Source organism: Streptomyces sp. NPDC058525 (genome assembly GCF_042719495.1).
Classification (GTDB): domain Bacteria; phylum Actinomycetota; class Actinomycetes; order Streptomycetales; family Streptomycetaceae; genus Streptomyces.
The window spans coordinates 1-15,615 of sequence record NZ_JBHXNP010000154.1 but is presented as its reverse complement, the minus strand read 5'-3'; the positions used below and the strand labels follow the sequence as shown (position 1 = coordinate 15,615).

At 75.0% G+C, this 15,615-nt stretch carries 11 protein-coding genes, 1 tRNA gene and 1 pseudogene; 7 read left to right on the top strand and 6 right to left on the bottom strand.

What is annotated here, in order from left to right; translation table 11 throughout:
* Positions 1-90 precede the first annotated feature (90 nt).
* From ACFWP3_RS39595 to ACFWP3_RS39580, 4 genes are all read right to left on the bottom strand, one after another.
* Positions 91-1,233 carry an RNA polymerase sigma factor gene (locus tag ACFWP3_RS39595; RefSeq protein WP_384231315.1) on the bottom strand — a complete coding sequence of 381 codons (1,143 nt, stop codon included), beginning with the start codon at positions 1,231-1,233 and terminating at the stop codon, positions 91-93.
* Positions 1,234-1,241: 8 nt separating this feature from the next.
* Entirely contained in the window at positions 1,242-1,649 is a 408-nt protein-coding gene (locus ACFWP3_RS39590) for a YciI family protein (protein ID WP_384231312.1), read from the bottom strand.
* Positions 1,650-1,818: 169 nt separating this feature from the next.
* Positions 1,819-2,856 (bottom strand): ArsR/SmtB family transcription factor, encoded by a 1,038-nt coding sequence (locus ACFWP3_RS39585; protein ID WP_384231309.1) that lies wholly within the window; start codon positions 2,854-2,856, stop codon positions 1,819-1,821.
* A gap of 215 nt (positions 2,857-3,071) precedes the next feature.
* Entirely contained in the window at positions 3,072-3,449 is a 378-nt protein-coding gene (locus ACFWP3_RS39580; protein WP_384231306.1) for a hypothetical protein, read from the bottom strand.
* A 222-nt stretch (positions 3,450-3,671) separates the two neighbouring features.
* On the opposite strand from ACFWP3_RS39580, the pseudogene ligA reads away from it, so the two are divergent.
* A pseudogene (gene ligA / locus ACFWP3_RS39575) lies at positions 3,672-5,731 on the top strand (NAD-dependent DNA ligase LigA).
* Between the two features lie 37 nt (positions 5,732-5,768).
* On the opposite strand, the gene ACFWP3_RS39570 reads toward ligA, so the two are convergent.
* Positions 5,769-9,389, bottom strand: coding sequence for a CHAT domain-containing protein (locus ACFWP3_RS39570; protein ID WP_384231303.1), 3,621 nt, complete (start codon positions 9,387-9,389; stop codon positions 5,769-5,771).
* Between the two features lie 219 nt (positions 9,390-9,608).
* Between ACFWP3_RS39570 and ACFWP3_RS39565 the strand changes: the two genes are divergently transcribed.
* The 4 genes from ACFWP3_RS39565 (at position 9,609) to ACFWP3_RS39550 (ending at position 13,314) form a co-directional block, all read left to right on the top strand.
* A complete protein-coding gene (locus ACFWP3_RS39565) occupies positions 9,609-10,004 on the top strand; it encodes a hypothetical protein (RefSeq protein ID WP_384231300.1) in 396 nt (131 codons plus the stop codon).
* Positions 10,001-10,915, top strand: a complete 915-nt coding sequence (locus ACFWP3_RS39560; RefSeq protein WP_384231297.1) for a hypothetical protein — start codon at positions 10,001-10,003, stop codon at positions 10,913-10,915. Before ACFWP3_RS39565 ends, ACFWP3_RS39560 begins: the two co-directional genes overlap by 4 nt.
* A gap of 69 nt (positions 10,916-10,984) precedes the next feature.
* A complete protein-coding gene (locus tag ACFWP3_RS39555; protein ID WP_384231294.1) occupies positions 10,985-11,782 on the top strand; it encodes an N-formylglutamate amidohydrolase in 798 nt (265 codons plus the stop codon).
* 161 nt (positions 11,783-11,943) lie between these two features.
* Complete coding sequence (locus ACFWP3_RS39550) at positions 11,944-13,314, top strand: (2,3-dihydroxybenzoyl)adenylate synthase (protein WP_384231292.1); 1,371 nt, start codon at positions 11,944-11,946, stop codon at positions 13,312-13,314.
* 24 nt (positions 13,315-13,338) lie between these two features.
* On the opposite strand, the gene ACFWP3_RS39545 is transcribed toward ACFWP3_RS39550, so the two are convergent.
* Positions 13,339-13,413 (bottom strand) — tRNA-Trp (locus ACFWP3_RS39545).
* Between the two features lie 250 nt (positions 13,414-13,663).
* Here ACFWP3_RS39545 and ACFWP3_RS39540 point away from each other — a divergent pair.
* Together ACFWP3_RS39540 and ACFWP3_RS39535 are read left to right on the top strand one after the other, a co-directional pair.
* Entirely contained in the window at positions 13,664-14,212 is a 549-nt protein-coding gene (locus tag ACFWP3_RS39540) for a hypothetical protein (RefSeq protein WP_384231289.1), read from the top strand.
* Between the two features lie 91 nt (positions 14,213-14,303).
* Complete coding sequence (locus ACFWP3_RS39535) at positions 14,304-15,530, top strand: FAD-dependent monooxygenase (protein WP_384231287.1); 1,227 nt, start codon at positions 14,304-14,306, stop codon at positions 15,528-15,530.
* Positions 15,531-15,615 lie beyond the last annotated feature (85 nt).

Below are 15,615 nucleotides of genomic sequence, written 5' to 3'. Positions count from 1 at the left end.
AAGTACGTCCAGTACTCGGGCGCCCCTCCGCCTTGCGATGCACGGCGCCAGACGACGCGGGCTTAACCGGCAAGATCCGAAAGAGACGACCTAGCCCCGGCCGGTGTTGAGCCGGGCGGCCTGGCGGGTCAGGTGGTTGCGCTCGGCGAGGTTGGCGGCCTTGGCGGCGGCCTCGGCGTACAGGCGGGCCGCCGTCGCCAGATCGCCGTCGCGCTCGTGGAGGTACGCCGCCACCGCCGTGTGCCGGGGCAGTGACTCGTCCAGCGCGGCGAGCGCCGCCAGGCCGGCCCGCGGTCCGTCGGCCTCGCCGACGGCCACCGCGCGGTTGAGCCGGACGACCGGGCTGTCGGTCAGCCGCACGAGCTCGTCGTACCACTCGGCGATCTGCACCCAGTCGGTCTCCCCGGCCGTGGGCGCGTCGGCGTGGAGCGCCGCGATGGCCGCCTGCGCCTGGAACTCGCCCAGCCGGTCGCGGGCGAGGGCCGCCTGCAGGATCGCCACGCCCTCGGCGATGGACCCGGTGTCCCACCGGCCGCGGTCCTGCTCGGCGAGCGGCACCAGGCTCCCGTCGGGCGCGGTCCGGGTGGCGCGCCGGGCGTGGTGGAGCAGCATGAGGGCGAGCAGCCCGGCCACCTCTGGATGGTCGATCGCGGCCGCGAGCTGCCGGGTGAGCCGGATCGCCTCGGCCGCGAGGTCCACGTCGCCGGAGTAGCCCTCGTTGAACACCAGGTAGAGGACGCGCAGCACGGTGGCCACGTCGCCGGGCCGGTCGAACCGCACGCCCGAGACGGTGCGCTTGGCCCGGCTGATCCGCTGGGCCATCGTCGCCTCGGGCACCAGGTAGGCCTGGGCGATCTGGCGGGTGGTCAGGCCGCCGACGGCGCGCAGGGTGAGCGCGACGGCGGACGACGGCGTCAGCGAGGGGTGGGCGCACAGGAAGTACAGCCGGAGCGTGTCGTCCGCCTCGGGCACCGGCCCCGGCGCCGGCTCCTCGTCGACGAGGTCCTCGCGCCGGCGCCGGGCGGCGTCCGAGCGGGTCGCGTCGAGGAACCGGCGCCAGGCCACGGTGACCAGCCAGCCCTTGGGGTCCCGCGGCGGATCGGCCGGCCAGACGCGGACCGCCTCGACCAGCGCGTCCTGCACGGCGTCCTCGGCCGCCGCGAAACCGGCTCCGCGGCGGACGAGGATCCCGAGCACGCTCGGCGTGAGGCTGCGCAGCAGGACCTGGTCCATCGCGGCGGTCACTCCGTGATCGTGGGCGGCGCGGCCAGGAACGGCCGGACCTCGAGCCACTCGTGGATGGGCTTGCCGCCGGCCCCGGGGGCGGCCGAAAGCTCCCCGGCCAGCTCGACGGCCCGCTCGTAGCCGTCGACGTCGATCACCATCCAGCCGGCGATGAGGTCCTTGGTCTCGGCGAACGGGCCGTCGGTGACCGGCGGGCGCCCCTCGCCGTCGTAGCGGACCCACGCACCCCCGGGGGCGAGCGCCTGCCCGTCGACGAACTCCCCGGTTCCCTCGAGCCGGGTCGCGAAGTCCTGCATGTACTGCATGTGGGCCGTGATCTCCTCCGGTGTCCACTGGTCCATCGGCACGTCGTTGACCGCGGCCGGGGCGCCGCGATAGTGCTTGAGCAGCAGGTACTTGGCCATCGTTCTTCTCCTCTGTGCTGTGCGGCCCATTGTGGTCGCCTTCACAGCGGGGACGGAGCCGCTCACGGATTCTCGACATCGCCGTCCGAACCTTTTTACCCGCGTGGCCGAGCCCCTCCGTCCGGGCCTGTCCGGGCCTGTCCGGGCCCGTCCGGCCTGTCCGGGCCTTTCACCCTCCGATGCCGGCGGCGGTGCCGAGGAGGGTGTGCCCGGCAGGGGTGAGGGAGTGCCGGACGTGCTTTCCGTTGCGGTCGATGCCGGTGAGACCGGCCTCGCGCAGGACGGTGGCGTGCTCGCTGGCGCTGGCGAGGGAGACGTGCGCGTGCCGGGCGAGCTGGGTGGTGGTGCAGGCCGGGTGCGCGGCGATGACGTCCAGCACGGTGGCCCGGGTCCGGCCCAGCAGGGCGATCAGCGGCTGCGGGAGGCCGCTGCCGGGGCGGCGGCCGGGTCCGGGCGCGGCCCAGAGGGCGCCCGCCGTGGCCAGGTCGCGCAGCACGGGGTAGATCAGCAGGAGCTGGGAGCCGTGGCGGCGGGCGAAGAGCTGCGGGACGCTCCCGCAGAACACCGCGGGCGCGATGAGGAACTCCCGGCCCTCCATCCGCACGTCGCTGCTCTGCAACCAGGGGCGGTAGCCGGGAACCTCCAGGGTCGGCGCGTTCCACACCAGCATCGGGCCCAGCCGGCCGAACAGCCCGGCCAGCCCGCCCTGGGCCAGCAGCCGGCCGCACAGGGTCAGCTCGGTCTCCACGAGCCGGCGGACCTGCTCCCCGTACGGGGCGACGGCCACGTCGTGGCAGTGCCGCAGGGCCCGCGTCAGCCGCGCACCGGCCTCGCGGTCGCGCTCCAGGACCCGGCCCAGCCACGGCGCCCGCCGCCGGGACATGCACGCGGCGAAGGTGAACTCCTCGCGCAGCCGCTGGTGCGGCATCGCGCGCACCAGCTCGATCGCCTCGTCGATGCTGTCGGCGGGGCCGGTCGCCGTGAACAGGTCGACCATCCCGCCCGTCGGCCGGGCCAGGAAGCGGGCGAGATCCCGCCCGTCCGCCTCGATCCGCGGACCGGTCCGCGTGCGCCAGGCCCCGAACATCGCCCGCCGTTCGCGGGTCTGCACGTTCCACAGGCTGAGCTCGGTCTCCGCGAGCGGCCCCAGCGAGGTGAGGCGGACCCGTGCCAGATCCTCGGCGGTGAAATGTATCCGCAAGGTCACCCGGGTGAGTCTTCCGGCCCGCCGTCGTTTCGGTCCAGGGAGAAACGAGTCGATTCCACCGGGCCGCCGGAACCAGTCACGTCCCTGACCCGTTCGTGAACCAGCCCCACCAGCCCCACCAGCCCCACCAGCCCCACCAGCCCCACCAGCCCCACAAGTGACCGGGGCCCGGACCGTGTCGGTCCGGGCCCCGGTCCTGTGCGGAGGGGGGTGCCTCAGCAGCGCGTGGACACGCCGCCCGTCTCGTTCCCCTTCAGCAGGCCGCCCCAGATCCAGTTGCCGGAGTAGAGCCTGACCCACTTGTCGTGAGCGACGCCGTTCTGGTTCACCCACTGGCCGTGGCTCCAACACGAGGCGTTGAGGCCGGTGTTGGCGCCGACGGAGTAGGCGATGTCGCAGTTGGTGGACGCGCAGGTGCGGACGTTCGCGGAGGTCCAGGTGGTGACGACCTGGTTGACGCCCACGTCGGACGCCGTGTTCTGGGTGATCGGCCGGTCGGCGGGCGGTGTCGCCGCGGCAGCGGGCGCGGCCATCCCGACGGCAGCCAGCATCCCTGCCGCGACCGCCGTCAAGACCTTGACTCGCGTACTCATGGTGAAGTTCCTCCCCGTTTGCGAATGATCTTCCGGAATATCCGGCGCGAAAGACGCTAATCGGCGAAGAGTCCGTGTGTTGAGTCATGTATTGGCCAACTTGTTTTGGTTGTCACCGCCGTTGCTGCGGTCACTTTCGTCACTGCCGTCACTGCCGTGACCGCCGCCGTGGCTGTGGATCGCCGGGCGCCGTTGTCAGACCCATGGGCAAGGATCATGTTCATGAAGACCATGTCCGCCGATGAGGCGCTGTCCGTCATGTCCAGCCGCGATGAGTACGAGGCCGCCCTCGACCGCCTGCGCGAGGCCTCACTGGCCTACTACGGCGAGGGCGACAGCCCGCTGGACGACGCCACCTACGACCGGCTCCGCCTCGCCGTGCTGGCCTGGGAGCAGGCCCACCCCGACGAGGTCGCCCAGGATTCGCCGACCGGCCTGGTCGGGGACGGCGCCGCGCCGGTGGGCGACGTCGCGCACACCACCCGGCTGCTCAGCCTGGACAACGTCTTCGACCCGGCCGGCCTCCTCGCCTGGGGCGCCTCGCTCCGGCGCCGCCTGGGCCGGGAGCCCGCCGGCGGGTTCACCGTCGAACCGAAGATGGACGGTGCGGCCGTCGCCGCCCGCTACCGCGCCGGGCGGCTGGAACAGATCGTCACCCGCGGCAACGGCACCCACGGCGAGGACGTCAGCCACGTCATCGGCACCATCGAGGGCCTGCCCGAGCAGCTGCCCGTACCGGCCACGTTCGAAGTCCGCGGCGAAGTCCTCTTCACACAGGCCCAGTTCGAGACCGCGAACGAGATCCGCGCCGCACACGGCGCGCAGGTCTTCGCCAACCCGCGCAACGGCACGGCCGGCACCCTGCGGGCCAAGGACCGTCCCTACCGACTGGCGATGACCTTCTGGGCGTACGGCGCGGTCGAGCTCGACGACATCGCGTTCGCGCCCCCCGGGGCCACCCACGCCGAGACCCTGGCCGCCGTCGCCGCGGCCGGAGTGCGGACCACCGCCGGCACGCCCGCCGGCCTGCACGTGGTCGCGACCCTCGCCGAGGCCCAGCGGAAGGTCGACGAGACGGCCGCGATGCGCGCCGCCCTGCCGTTCGGCATCGACGGGATCGTCATCAAGGCGAACGACGCGGCCGAGCAGGCCAAGGCCGGGTTCGGCAGCAGGTTCCCGCACTGGGCGATCGCCTTCAAGCTCCCGGCCGTCGAGCGGCAGACCGTACTGAAGGACGTGGTCTGGGACGTGGGCCGGACGGGAGTGCTCGCGCCGACGGCCATCCTCGAACCGGTGGACATCGACGGATCCACGGTCACCCGCGCCACCCTCCACAACCCGGCCGACATCCGCCGCCGCGACCTCCACATCGGAGACACCGTCACCGTCTACAAGGCCGGCGACATCATCCCCCGCGTCCAGGCCGCCGTCACCGCCCTGCGCCCGGCCGGCGCCCCGGAGGTGCCGCTGCCCGAGGCATGCCCCAACTGCTCGGGGGAGATCAACAAGGAGCAGGAGCGGTGGCGCTGCGCCAAGGGAACCGCCTGCGCCCTGCCCGCACTGATCGAGTACGCCGCCGGGCGCGACATGCTCGACATCGACGGCCTGGGCAAGACGTACGTCAACGCCCTCATCGAGGCCGGCGCCGTCACGGACGTGGCCGACCTGTTCACCCTCACCGAGGACCAGCTCACCACCGCCTCCGGCAGCGCGAAGCGCGGGCGAAGCTGGCCGAGCAGATCGAGGCCGCCAAGTCCCGCCCGCTCAGCCGCGTCTTCTGCGCCCTGGGCGTCCTCGGCACCGGCCGCAGCATGTCCCGCCGCATCGCCGCCTACTTCGGCACCATGGACGCCATCCGGCAGGCCGACGCCGCGCTGATGCAGGAAGTCGAGGGCATAGGCGGGGAGAAGGCCCCGGTCATCGTCGAGCAGGTCGCAGCCTTGGTCCCGGTCATCGACAAGCTGGCCGCGGCCGGGGTCAACATGACCGAACCCCGAGAGCCCGTGACGGCCGGCGAGGGCCCGCTGGCGGACGCGACTGTCGTCGTCACCGGCAAGATGAGCGGCCCGCTGGCGAGCCTGGGCCGCTCCGAGATGAACGCCCTGATCGAGAGGGCCGGAGGCAAGGCGGGCAGCAGCGTCAACTCCAGGACCACCTACCTGGTCTCCGCACCGTCCGCGGGCGGCAAGCCCAGCTCCAAGGCCCTCAAGGCCGCGGAACTGGGCGTCACGGTCCTCACACCGGAGGCCTTCGCCGACCTCGTCGCCGACCACCTGGCCTGATCCGCGGCGACGCGCGGCTGCGCCCCGCCGGCCTGCCCTACGGGCCCATGTGCAGGTGGGCGGCCCAGAGGGTCGGGGTGTCGGGATAGCGGTCGCGCTCCGCGCGGACGGCCTCGTCCAGGGCCAGCGCCGGATCCCCCGCCGCGGGCCCGGGGCCGACGAGAGCCGCGTAGAAGGCACCGGTCAGGCGGGTGGCCGCCTCGTCGTCGGCCGTCCACAGCGTGCCGATCACATGGGTGTACCCGGCCATGAGGAACCCGCCGGTGAGGTGGAGCGCCTCGTCGGCCAGTTCGTCGCGGGTACGGACGGTCTCGCAGGCCGAGAGGTAGGCCAGCTGGGCTCCGCCGAGGTGCAGCCGGCTGATGTCGGCGACGGTGAGCGGCCGCTCCTGGTGGTCGTGGAGCAGCAGCCGTCCCGTCGCGGCCCCGTCCGCGGCGGCGACGGCATGGCAGCCGAAATGGACCCACGGGTGGCCCGGCAAGGCGTCCAGGACGGCGCGGCGGGTCGCCTGATCAGCGGTCAGGACCCGGCTGTCCGGCCGGTGCCGGGTCAGGGCCCCGGCTTCCCGGAGGGCACCGGGCAGCTCCGCGGCGCCCGGGGTGTGGGGCAGCGCGACCACCAGCGGCGGCCCGTCGGCCCCGGCGCCCCGCCGGGCCCGTTCCCGGACGGCGGCGCGCTCCCGGGCCGCGGCCAGGCTGCGCAGGGTGGGCGCGTAGGACGAGACCACCCGGTCCAGGACCGGGCCGGCCGCGTGCAGGGGGAGGGCGGTGAGGGCTCCGGTGGGCACCCACCACAGGCGGGGCCGGACCGCGCCCGGGGCGGCCGGACCGTCGAACGACAGCGCGGCCAGCACCGGTTGGGCCACCTCGGCCCCGATCCAGTCCAGAGTGGCGCGCACCGTGTCCTGGGCGTCCAGCTGCCCGGTCATCGACAGGGCGGGGTCCGCCAGGCGGTCCACGGCCGCCACGAACGCGCCGACGCGCTCCGGGACCGTGTCGTGCGTGAGGCCGGGCAGCGGGACGAGCCGTACGCCCCCGGTGGTGACCAGCAGGGCGTCGGTGCGCAGCCCGCTGTGGTTGAGGATCACCACCGGCCCGTCGGCGGCGGCCGCCGCCATCAGGTGCGCGGTGCGCGGCGGGCGGAGGAAGTCGGTGAACCCGGGCCTGGCGCGGATCTCGCCGACGAGCTCCTCCCAGGCCTCGGCCAGCGAGTGCCGGTCCTGGCCGGGCAGCGGCGCCTCGGCCGGGCTGCCGGCCGGAGGATCGGACGGCCCGGTGAACAAGGGGTGTTCGGGGCGGTCCAGTGCCTCGCGCAGTTCCTCGAACCGGCGGGCGAGGCCCGGCTGGAGCCGGTGCAGCTCGGTGACCTCGGTACGGGCGTCCAGGGCCTGGCCCAGGAGGATGCCGCGGCCCTGCTCCAGTAGCTGCACCGCCCGCTCCGGGTCCCCGAGCGCCAGCGCGCAGGCCGCGGCGTCCGAGGCGAGCCCGGCCAGCGCGGCGAGTTGGCGCTCCCGGTCCGAGCGGGTGATCCGGCGCGGGGCGACCCGGGGGAGCAGCTGCACGGCGAGTTGGAGGGCCCGGTCCGCCTCGACCCAGTCGTCCCGGCGCAGCGCGCCCAGCCCCCAGCGGCGGGCGGCGGAGACCCGGTCGCTGACCGGTACCCCCTCGTCCCGTGCGAGCAGCCGCCACAGCCGGCCGGAGGCGGCCGCCGCGTCCGCGTCCCCCTCCGTGACGGCGCGGACGTCCAGGGCGTAGGCGAGCAGCGCGGCGGAGGCGGGGAACTGCTGGTGCTGCGGCGGCGTCGCCCCGACGGCGTCCTGGGCCGCCCCGACCAGGGCGTCGAGCGTGGCCGGCCCGGGATCCCGGTCGTAGGCCATGCGCAGCACCTGGGCGTGCATGCGCAGCCGGTCGGCCAGGTTGGGATGGCCCTCGGGGGTCGCTGCGACGGCCCGGTGGGCGGCGTGCACGGCATCGGCGAGGTCCGGCTGCTCGGCCCGCTCCCGGAAACGCTGGGTCAGCGCGAAGGCGAGGTTGGACTGGAACCGCGCGTACAGCGGGTGCCCGGTGCCGGTCGCGGCCACCGCGCGCCGGGCCAGGGCCAGTGCCTCGTCCAGCACCTCCGGCCCGCCGCCGCCCCATTCGGCCTGCTGCCGCAGGGCCTCGCCCAGGTTGGACCAGGCGGCGGGCGGGGTGGGACGGTGCGGGCTCCCGGCGGACTCGCGCAGCAGGACGACGGCTTCGGCCAGGGCCGAGGAGTCGTGGTGGTGCAGGGCCAGGGCCAGCATGCAGGTGCCGAGGCCGGAGACCCGGCCCGGCCGGCGCGGATCGTCGGGAGCGGTCGCGGCCAGCACGGCACGGTGCAGGTCCACGGCCTCGGTCAGGTCCTGGAGCGCGCCGAGGCGCTGCCAGCGCAGCTGGAGGGTGCCCGCCAGGTTGGCCCGTACGGCGGGTGCGCCGGGGTGCTGCGGCGGGACCGTGCCGAGGGCCGTGCGGAACAGGCGGACGGCGGTGTTCAGATCGCCCGGCTCGCCGAGGCGTTCGTAGCGGGACCAGTGGGAGGTGCCCAGGCCGTTGGTGGCCTCGAAGCGGATCTCGCCGTCCCCGCTCATCTGCACCAGGGCCTCGAAGCCGCTGATCGCCTGCTCCAGGTCGGCCGTACTGCCCTGCTCCTCGTACCGGGCGAAGTGGGTCTGGGCCCGTTCCAGCGCGGTCAGTTCGGGCCGCTGCCGCGCCTCATCTTGCTGTACGGGCCGGTTCTGGCGTTCGGGCTCGGCCGGTCGTACGGGCTCGGCCGGTCGTACGGGCGCGGGCCGTCGTACGGGCGAGGCCCGGACCCTGGGCGGGCGTGCCAGTGGGAGCGCCGGCACGTTCGCGGGCGACCGCGCGTCCGGCATGCGTTCCCCGTCCGCCGAGGCCGCGCGCAGCGCCTGCCGCAGCTGCTCGGCGCGGGCGGCGGCCTCCTCCACCCGGCCGCGCTGGGGGTGGTCGGCGGGGAAGCGGGCGAGGGCCGTGCGGTAGGCCTCGGCCGCCTCGTCGAGCGCGACCGCCGACCGGTTGGTGCCAGCGAGCCGCATCAGGGTTCCGGCGAGGTTGATCAGGCCCCGGGTGTGCGCGGGCGTGCCGGGGGTGGTGTGCCGTACGGCCGCCCGCTGATGCACGGCGGCCTCGTCCAGCACGGCCGGATCGGGCCGTTCGGCGTCGAGGCGCAGCAGGGCGTTGCCGAGGTTGCCGCGCTGTCCGGCGTACTCGGGATGGGTGGAGGGCAGGAGCTCCAGCGTGCGGCGGTACAGCGCGATGGCCTCCTCCAGCACGGCCGTGTCCCGGGACGCGTCGAACAGCTCCTGGAGGCTGGTCGCCAGTGCGGACAGGTGGTGCGCCGTCGAGGCCGGGTCGTCGCGGCCGTCGGCGGCGACCGCCGCGCGCCCGGCGGCGACGGCCTCGTCCAGGGCCTTGCGGGAGCGGTCCCGCTCCCAGCTCAGCCGCAGCAGCGTCCCCAGGGTGGTCAGCGCGTACGCGTGCCGGTGCTGCCCCTCGAAGGTGCCGGCCACCGCGATCCGCGCCAGCCGGACTCCGGCGGCCAGGTGCCGCGGGTCGTGCGAAGCCATGTACGCCATCCGGAGTTCCTCGGCGGCGTCGAACGCCTCCTCGGCCCCGGCCACAGCCGCCCCGGACCGCCGCCGCCCCGCCCACCTGGACCACCAGCCCGCCACGAGCCCCACCCCCCGTACGTACGTCTCCCGCCGCTCCGGAGCCCGGAGTCTGACAGCGCCCGGCTCTCCGGGCAACGGCAACACCAGCCATATGGATCACGGGAGTTGGGCAATGGACTGGTGGGGGAGACGGGGCTAGCGTGGGTGGGTCGACAGAAGGGGGAGCCGATGGCGGTCGACGACGGTCCGATGGACGCCTCCGTGCCGCTGGCCACGGTCTGCGCACGGCTGGACGACGTGCGCGAGGTGGCCGCACGGCGCGGCCGGACGGCCGAACTGGAGGAGATCCTCACCGGGATCCGCGGCGCCGAGGAGGATCCGGGCCCGCAGGTCCGCGCCCTGCACGAGCTGCTGCGCCGGTGCGGGGTGCACAACGGCATCGACGGCATCGGCCGCGGGGCGGGCATCGGAGGACTCCCCGCCCTGGACGGCCATCCCGTCGAGGAGGGCTTCGTGTGCCCCCGGCGCCGGTGCGCCCGCGTGGCCCTGGGCCGTGATCCGGCGCCGCAACGCCACTGCCGCCTGCACGACGAGCCGCTCAGGCTGCGCCGGGTGGCCCCATGAGCGTCCTCCTCGCCGAGATCGGCAAGGGCTTGGCCGCACGCTGGCTGACCCTGCTCGTCCCGTCCGGGCTGCTGTTCCTCGGGCTCGTCGCGGCCGCGGCGCTGCTCGGCCACGGCCACGCCCTCGACGCGGGCCTGCTGGTGCGGGAGCTCGACGCGCTGGCCGCCCGCCCCGCCGCCCGTTCGCCGGGCGTCGTCCTGCTGGCCGCCGCCGCGGTCGTCCTGGCGGGTGCCGGCGTCGCCCTGCTGGTGCGCGGGGTCGCGGGGTCGGTCGAAGCGCTCTGGAACGGGCAGTGGCCCCGCCCGCTGCGGCCGCTCGCGCGCTGCCTCAGGGCCCGCCGGCTGGCCCGCTGGCAGCGGGCCGACGAGGCGCACGCCGAGGCGCTGCGCGTGAAGATCCGGCTGCTGGAGACCGAGGGCGCGGACGCCGCGGGCATCCCCGACACCGCCCTGCTGAACGCCGCACGCAACCGGATCTGCCTGGTGCGGCCCGACCGGCCGGTGTGGTCGGCCGACCGGATCCGCGCGGCCGACCTGCGCGTGCACACCGCCTACGGCCTGGACCTGGACTCGGCCTGGCCCCGGCTGTGGCTGATCCTGCCCGAGGAGACCCGTACGGAACTGCGCGCGGCCCGCGCCGCCTACACGGGCGCGGCCGCGCTGGCCGCGTGGAGCGTCCCCTACCTGCTGCTGGCCCTGTGGTGGTGGCCGGCGGCGCCGGTCGCGGCCGGCATCGCGGCGGTCGCCCTGCGCCGCGGCCGCGCCGGCATGGACGCCTTCGCCGAACTCGTAGAAGCCGTGGTCGACCTGCACGGCGGAGACCTGGCCGAGAGGCTCAACGCGGACACCCCGGACGTGTTCCTCCCGGAGACCGGGGCCCGCATCACCCGCCGTCTGCGCAAGGGCGCGTGACGTGATATCAGTCGCCGGGCGGCTGCTCCACCGCCTGCCGCCCTTGTCCGTCCCACCGAGGAACCATCCGTGAACCACGCACCCGACCCCTTCCAGCTGCTCCCCGGCGCCGCCGAGTCGCCGGTGATCCTGCACGTGCCGCACTCCTCGCGCCGCGTACCGAGGTCCCTCCGCGACGGCATCGTGCTCGACGACCCGGGGCTCGAAAGGGAGCTGGACCACATCACGGACGCCCACACCGCCGACATCGCCGAGGCGGCCGCGGCCGGGTCCGCCGTCAGGCCGTGGCAGTTCGTCAACCGGCTGTCCCGTCTCGTCGTCGACCCCGAGCGGTTCCCCGACGAGCGCGAGGAGATGCTGGCTGTGGGCATGGGAGCGGTGTACACGCACACCACCCACCGGGAGCGGCTGCGTCCCGAGGGCTTCGACGGCCGGCCGCTGGTCGACCGCTACTTCCATCCGTACGCGGAAGCGGTGACGCGGGCCGTGGAGGACCGGCTGCGGGCCGTCGGACGAGCGGTGATCATCGACGTGCACTCGTACCCGACGCGGCCCCTCCCGTACGAACTGCACGCGGACGGCGGCCGGCCGCCGATCTGCCTGGGCACGGACCCGTTCCACACACCGGCCGGCCTGCTCGCCGCCGCCGAGCGGGCCTTCGCGGGCTTCGGCGGCACGGGCCTCGACAGCCCCTTCGCCGGCACCTACGTGCCGCTGGAGCACTACGGCAAGGACGGCCGGGTCGAGGCGCTGATGGTGGAGATCCGCCGGGACACGTACATGTCCGAGCCCGGCGGCCCCGCCGGACCGGGCCTCGCCGTGCTGGCGACGGCGCTGGCGCGGCTCGTGGACGGCCTGCTCCCCTAGGCCGCGCCCCCGCCGACCAGGGCGGTCGAGCGGTTCCTCCTGGTCGGCGCCGGTCATTGGGCTTTCCGCCGAGGGAATCCGATGTCCGTGGTGGAGAACGCACATTGCGTGCGCGGACACCGCCGGATTGGATTGCCAAGATCAAGACGCGGGGGAAGCGAATGACATCCATGCTCGACGGCTGTACGTCCTGGCCCCAGGAGTTCGTCGACCGCTACTGGGCGGCCGGGCACTGGCGCGGCAACACGCTGGACAACCTGCTGCGCGGCTGGGCCCTCCAGTACGGACCGCGCACCGCGCTCGTACACGGCGGCACCCGCACCACATACGCGGCCCTGAACCGGCGCGCCGACCGCATGGCCGCCGGATTCCGGCTGCGCGGGCTGCGGCCCGGGCAGCGGGTCGTCGTCCAGCTGCCGAACGTTCCCGAGTTCGTCACCACCGTGTTCGCGCTGATGCGCGCCGGCGCGGTTCCCGTCCTGTGCCCGGTCTCCTGCCGCGCGCCCGAGGTGTCGCACCTCGTGCGGGTCGCCCAGGCCGTCGGCTACGTCGGCCCCGCCGTGTACGAGGGCTTCGACCACACCGCGATGGCCGCGGACATCGCCGCCCAAGGCCCCTTCCTGCGAAGGGTGTTCACCTACGAGGAGCCGGGCACCTCGTCCCCGTACGGCGGCCTCACCACCGACCCGGCGGGCTGCCAGTACAGCCCGCTGGGCGCCATCGACGCCGCGCCCGAGCCGCCGCTCGCGCAGAGCGCCGGGCAGGTGGCGTTCTTCCTGCTCTCCGACGTCGGCTCCGGCGAGCCCCGGCTCGTTCCGCGCACCCACGACGACTACGCCCACCAGGCACGGGCGGCCGCCGAGCTGGTGTCCCTCACCGAGAACGACGTGTACCTCGCAATGCTGCCCGCCGAGTCCGACTTCACCCTCGGCTGCCCCGGCATCGTCGGCACCCTCTCCGCCGGCGGCACCGTCGTCCTGGCCGAGAACCCGGATCCCGCCGCATGCCTGGCCGCCATCGATCGGGAGCGGGTCACCGTCACCTCGCTGGCGCCCGCCACCGCACGGCACTGGCTCGACGTACTCCCCGCGGTCCGGGCCGACCTGGGCAGCCTGCGCCTCGTACAGATCGGCGGCGACGCGGCGCCCGTGGACCGGCGGACCGCCGAAGGCATGGGCCGCGCAGGGAGCTGTCGCGTACAGCAGGTCTTCGGCACGGCCGAGGGCCTGCTCACCCTCACCCGGCCCGCCGATCCCGACGAGACCGTGCTCACCACGCAGGGCCGCCCGCTCTCGCCCGACGACGAGATCCGCATCGTCGACACCGACGGCAGGGACGTGGCCGAGGGGGAGCCCGGCGAACTCCTCGCCCGCGGCCCGCACACCCCGCGGGGCTACTACCGGGCGCCGGACCACGACGCCCGCTCCTTCACCCCCGACGGCTACTTCCGCACCGGCGCCGTCGCCCGGCGCACCCCCGACGGCAATCTCGTCGTGACGGGCCGCCCGGGGCTGCCGGCCACTTCGCACTGAGGGCCGATCGGGACGGGGACGGGACGGAGCCGGCCGGATTCGAACCGGCGTCCTCACGATTTTGGAGACCGCGCGCGTCGACCTCTGCGCTACGACTCCGCCCCGCCCCGCATCCTAGGCCGTTCCCGCGATGGCCAGAGCCGTCGTAGCCCCCGATGCCCAGGGGCCGCCTGACCTGCACGTTGATGACCCCTTCCGCGCCGTGACGCCATCGGTGGCGAGTCTGGCGCTACAAATGAATCGCGATGGCGCCACGTGTGTGCCATGATGGCACCACGGGGGACGCGCCCCTCGGCCTCACGGGCCGAGGGGCGCGTTGCGTGGACTGGTCGTCAAGGGGGGCGGGGTCATGAGGGCAGCACACAGCCGGCGGCGGGCGGCACCCGCCCGCCGCCGGCTGGCGGCACCCGCCGCCTTCACCGCCTTCGCCCGCTTCGTGCTCTGCGGCGGCGGGGTGGGGCTCGCCTCCAGCTTCGCCGTGGCCGCCCTCGCCTCCCGGATCCCCTGGATCCTGGCCAACGCCGTGATCACCGTGGTCTCCACGCTCCTCGCCACCGAACTGCACGCCCGCTTCACCTTCGGTGCGGGCCGGTTCGCGACCTGGCGCCAGCACGCGCAGTCCGCCGGGTCCGCGGCCGCCGCGTACGCCGTGACCTGCGGGGCGGTGCTCGTCCTGCGGCACCTGGTCGCGGAGCCCGGCGCCGTCCTCGAACAGGCCGTCTACCTGTCCGCCGCCGCGCTCGCCGGTGTGGCCCGCTTCGCACTCCTGCGCCTCGTCGTCTTCGCCCGCGACCGCTCGCCGGCGGCGGCCGCCCTCCATGCGGCCCGTCCGGTCCGGGCGACGGTGGCCCGCACCCCGGCCCCGGCCGCTCCCACGGCACTCTGTCGCGCCGCTTGACCGCGCCCCCTGCCACGCGCGGCCCTCTACAGCTGTAGAGTCTCTGTGTGCGGCCTTACCGGGCGCGGGAGTTGAAGGGGAGTGGTGTGCCATGCCGAGACGTCACGCAGTGGTGGCCGGGGCCGGAATCGGCGGTCTCACGGCGGCCCTCGCACTGCACCGCCGCGGCTGGCACGTCACCGTCTGCGAACGCGCCCCCGAACTCCCCGCCACCGGCGCCGGCATCGGCCTCGCCCCCAACGCCCTGCGCGCGCTCGACCACATCGGCGTCGACGCCGCGCACGCCGCAGGCAGTGCCGTTCCCACCACGATGGGCCTGCGCCGCTCCGACGGCCAGTGGCTCACCCGCGCCGACACCGCGGACATGGCGGCCCGCTACGGCCTGGCCCCGATCGCCGTCCCGCGCCCCGCCTTCACGGCCGCCCTGGCCGCGGCCCTGCCGCCGGAGGCCCTGCGCTACGGCACCACCGTGACCGGGGTCGACGATGGCGCCGGCCGCGCGACCGTCCGTACGGAAGGCGGCCCGAGCCTGCCCGCCGACCTGGTCGTCGCCGCCGACGGCATCCACAGCCCGCTGCGCCGCGCCTACTTCCCCGCCCACCCCGGCCTGCACTACATCGGCGAGACGGCCTGGCGGACCATGGTGGACGCCGCGGATCTGCGGATTCCGGCCATGAGCGAGACCTGGGGGCGGGGCGAGCGGTTCGGCGTGACCCCGCTCTCCGACGGCCGGTTCTACCTCTACGCCACCGCGGTCGTCCCGGCCGGCACCCGCTCGGCCGACCCGCGCGCCGAACTCCGCCGCCGCTTCGGCTCGTGGCACGACCCGATTCCGGCCCTGCTGGACCGGGTCGACCGCCTCGACCCCGCCGACCTCCTCTGCAACGACCTCTACGACCTGGCCGCCCCGCTCCCGCGCCTGCACCACGGCCGGATCGCCTGGCTCGGCGACGCGGCCCACGCCATGGCCCCCAACCTCGGCCAGGGCGGCTGCCAGGCCATCGAGGACGCGGTGGTCCTCGCCCACCTGCTCCCCGCCGGAGACGACGGGGGCGACGGAGACGATGGGGGCGACGCGGGCGGCGGGAGCGAAGGCAACGGCGCCGACCCGGTCCCGGCCGCCCTCGCCGCCTACACCGCGGCCCGGCGCGCCCGCACCGACGCCGTCCGCGTCCGCGCCCGCCGGGTCGGCCGCCTGGGCGCCGTCCGCAATCCGCTCGCGGCGGCGGCCCGCGACCTCGCGGTCCGCGCCACCCCGGACGGCCTGGCCCTGCGCGGGATGGACGACCTCTTCAACGGCTTCCGCCTGCCCGGATAGCCGGACTCGCCCTCGTGCGCGGTGCTAGGCCGTCTCTTTCGGATCTTGCCGGTTAAGCCCGCGTCGTCTGGTGCCGTGCATCGCA